This window comes from Collimonas sp. (assembly GCF_044339385.1).
Taxonomy (GTDB): Bacteria; Pseudomonadota; Gammaproteobacteria; order Burkholderiales; family Burkholderiaceae_D; genus Collimonas.
Window position 1 is genome coordinate 1 of sequence record NZ_JBIIVN010000233.1, and the last position, 2,500, is coordinate 2,500.

Genomic DNA, 2,500 nt, shown 5'->3' on the forward strand with positions numbered 1-2,500 from the left:
TGTCCGCCAGCTTGACCAACTCAGGATCGGGCTTGGCCCGTTTGGTGCGTTTTACGTAGGTCATTTTTTCCTCTATGGTGGCAGTGTGCTGCCAAATGACCGTTTACACAAAACTAATTACACCCTCAGGTGGTCGGAAATGAGCTTAGTCATTTCAAACATCGACACTTCCTTTTTGCCGCCAAAGACAGCTTTCAGTTTGTCATCCGCAACGATATTGCGCTTGTTTGCCGGATTTTGCAGGTTATGTTTCTTGATGTATTCCCAAACCTTCTTGGTGACTTCAGTGCGTGGCAGCGGGGTCGCGCCGACCACCGCAGCCAGTGTGGCCGATGGCGCCAGTGGCTTCATGAATGCGGCGTTAGGCTTGCGCGCTACAGTACCGGTTGCGGTGACTTTTTTAGGAGCTGCTTTTGGCGCCGATTTGGTCGGTGCTTTAGCGGGTGCGACAGCTTTCTTTGCCGCTGGTTTTTTTGCTGCTGTGGCCATCTTTGAGCCTCCTTCAAGGATATTGAGAAAATGCGTCAAGCACGCATCGCTAATAGTGTTGCGCTTTTCTTGACGACGCAAGTGTTTTTTATGGCTTTGTGCGGCTTTTGATACGGCACGGGAATCGCCAGCGGAGCTAATAACTGCGCCGGATTGGGGGGATTGAGCTCGCCGATTGACGTCATCGGATAAGCTTCGGCGTCGCTAACAGCTAACTAAGTCGCCGGGCGGTGACCTAAGAATAAGCATGATAAGTGTCGAAAACCCCTTGCAAGTCTATGATTTGCAAGGGGTTTTTGGAGTTTTGACACTGATTTTCCCGCCGCTTCGGAGGCGCAGAAGGCTTCTTAGCGCATGCCTGGCATCATGCCCTTCATGCTGCGCATCATTTTCATCATGCCACCGCCTTTAAGTTTTTTCATCATCGATTGCATTTGGTCGAATTGCGACAGCATGTGGTTGACTTCCTGCACCTGAACGCCGGCGCCGACGGCGATGCGGCGTTTGCGCGAAGCCTTGATCAGTTCCGGTTTGGCACGTTCCTGAGCGGTCATCGAGTTGATGATGCCTTCCATTCGGCGCACCTGCTTTTCAGCCTGGTCCATATTGGCAGCGCCCGCGGCTTGCTGGAACTGGGCCGGCAATTTGTCCATCAGGCTCGACAAGCCGCCCATTTTCTTCATCTGGCCGAGTTGCGCCTTGAAGTCGTTGAGGTCAAATTTGCCGCCACCCTTGATTTTGTGTGCCAAATCCTTGGCCGCTTCGACGTCGACACCTTTCTGCGCTTCCTCAACCAGCGCCAGAATGTCGCCCATGCCGAGAATACGGTTCGCCATGCGGGTCGGATCGAAGGCTTCCAAGCCGTCCAGTTTTTCAGCAACACCGGCAAATTTGATTGGCTTGCCGGTGATATGCCGTACCGACAGTGCGGCACCGCCACGCGCATCGCCGTCTAGCTTAGTGAGTACGATACCGGTCAGCGGCAGGGCATCGTTGAAGGCCTTGGCGGTATTGATGGCATCCTGACCGAGCATCGCATCGACTACGAACAGGGTTTCGATCGGCTTGACGGCGGCGTGGACAGCACTGATTTCCAGCATCATCGCCTCATCGATACCCAAACGTCCGGCAGTGTCGATGATCAGCACGTCGTGATAATGGCGCTTGGCGTAATCCAGCGCAGCCAGAGCGATCTCGACCGGCTTGTCGGTCGGTGTGGTCGGGAAGAAATCGGCACCGACCTGCGCGGTCACGGTTTGCAGCTGGCCGATAGCCGCCGGCCGGTAGACGTCGGCGGAGACCGTCAAGACCTTTTTCTTTTTTTGCTCGCGCAGATATTTAGCGAGCTTACCGACGGTAGTGGTTTTACCGGCGCCTTGCAGGCCGGCCATCAGGATGATCGCCGGCGGCTGGGTGGCAAAATTCAGTTGTGACGCTTCCGGGCCGAGATCGGCGCCCATCAGCGAGGCAAGTTCGCGTTGCACCACGCCGACCAGTGCCTGGCCAGGTGTCAGCGATGCAATAACTTCTTCGCCGAGCGCCTTTTGCTTGACGTTGGCGATGAATTCACGCACTGCCGACAGGGCAACGTCGGCTTCCAGCAGCGCTAAGCGGACTTCGCGCAGCATCTCCGCAGTGTTGGCTTCGGTAAGGCGCGCTTCGCCGCGCATGGTTTTGACGACTTTGGCGAGGCGTTGGGTAAGATTGTCGAGCATGAGTAACCGCGTTTCCAGAAGATGTGCAATCGGTCGAGGCGACGTTGACTGCGTGCAAATTTCGTGTCGATTGTCACGTTCATTCGCATTGAAAATGAATATGGCAATGCTTGTATCCCGTCATTTTACCTGATACGAGGCAAAATCTACGGTCTTGCCGGGTGTATGCAACTGAGCTTCCCTCGATTTTTCGTCGTCCAACAGGTGGCTTTTATGCCGCCTGTTTTTCCTGATGTTGCTCAGTGAGCCAGTCATCTAAATACTGGCAGGGTGAACGATAGCCAAGCGTCGAATGC

Annotated in this window: 2 protein-coding genes; both read right to left on the bottom strand. The window is 54.8% G+C overall.

The genetic code is table 11. The features are described 5' to 3' along the window. Positions 1 to 117 precede the first annotated feature (117 nt). Positions 118 to 489, bottom strand: coding sequence for an SWIB/MDM2 domain-containing protein (locus tag ACIQ0R_RS12245; RefSeq protein ID WP_395827855.1), 372 nt, complete (start codon positions 487 to 489; stop codon positions 118 to 120). A gap of 347 nt (positions 490 to 836) precedes the next feature. Then, positions 837 to 2,204 (bottom strand): signal recognition particle protein, encoded by a 1,368-nt coding sequence (ffh, locus tag ACIQ0R_RS12250; protein WP_395827858.1) that lies wholly within the window; start codon positions 2,202 to 2,204, stop codon positions 837 to 839. Positions 2,205 to 2,500: the final 296 nt, after the last annotated feature.

Excerpts from the sequence above, each read along its gene's own strand:
- ACIQ0R_RS12245 (WP_395827855.1), bottom strand. The coding sequence starts at position 489 with ATGGCCACAGCAGCAAAAAAACCAGCGGCAAAGAAAGCTGTCGCACCC.
- ffh (WP_395827858.1), bottom strand. The coding sequence starts at position 2,204 with ATGCTCGACAATCTTACCCAACGCCTCGCCAAAGTCGTCAAAACCATG.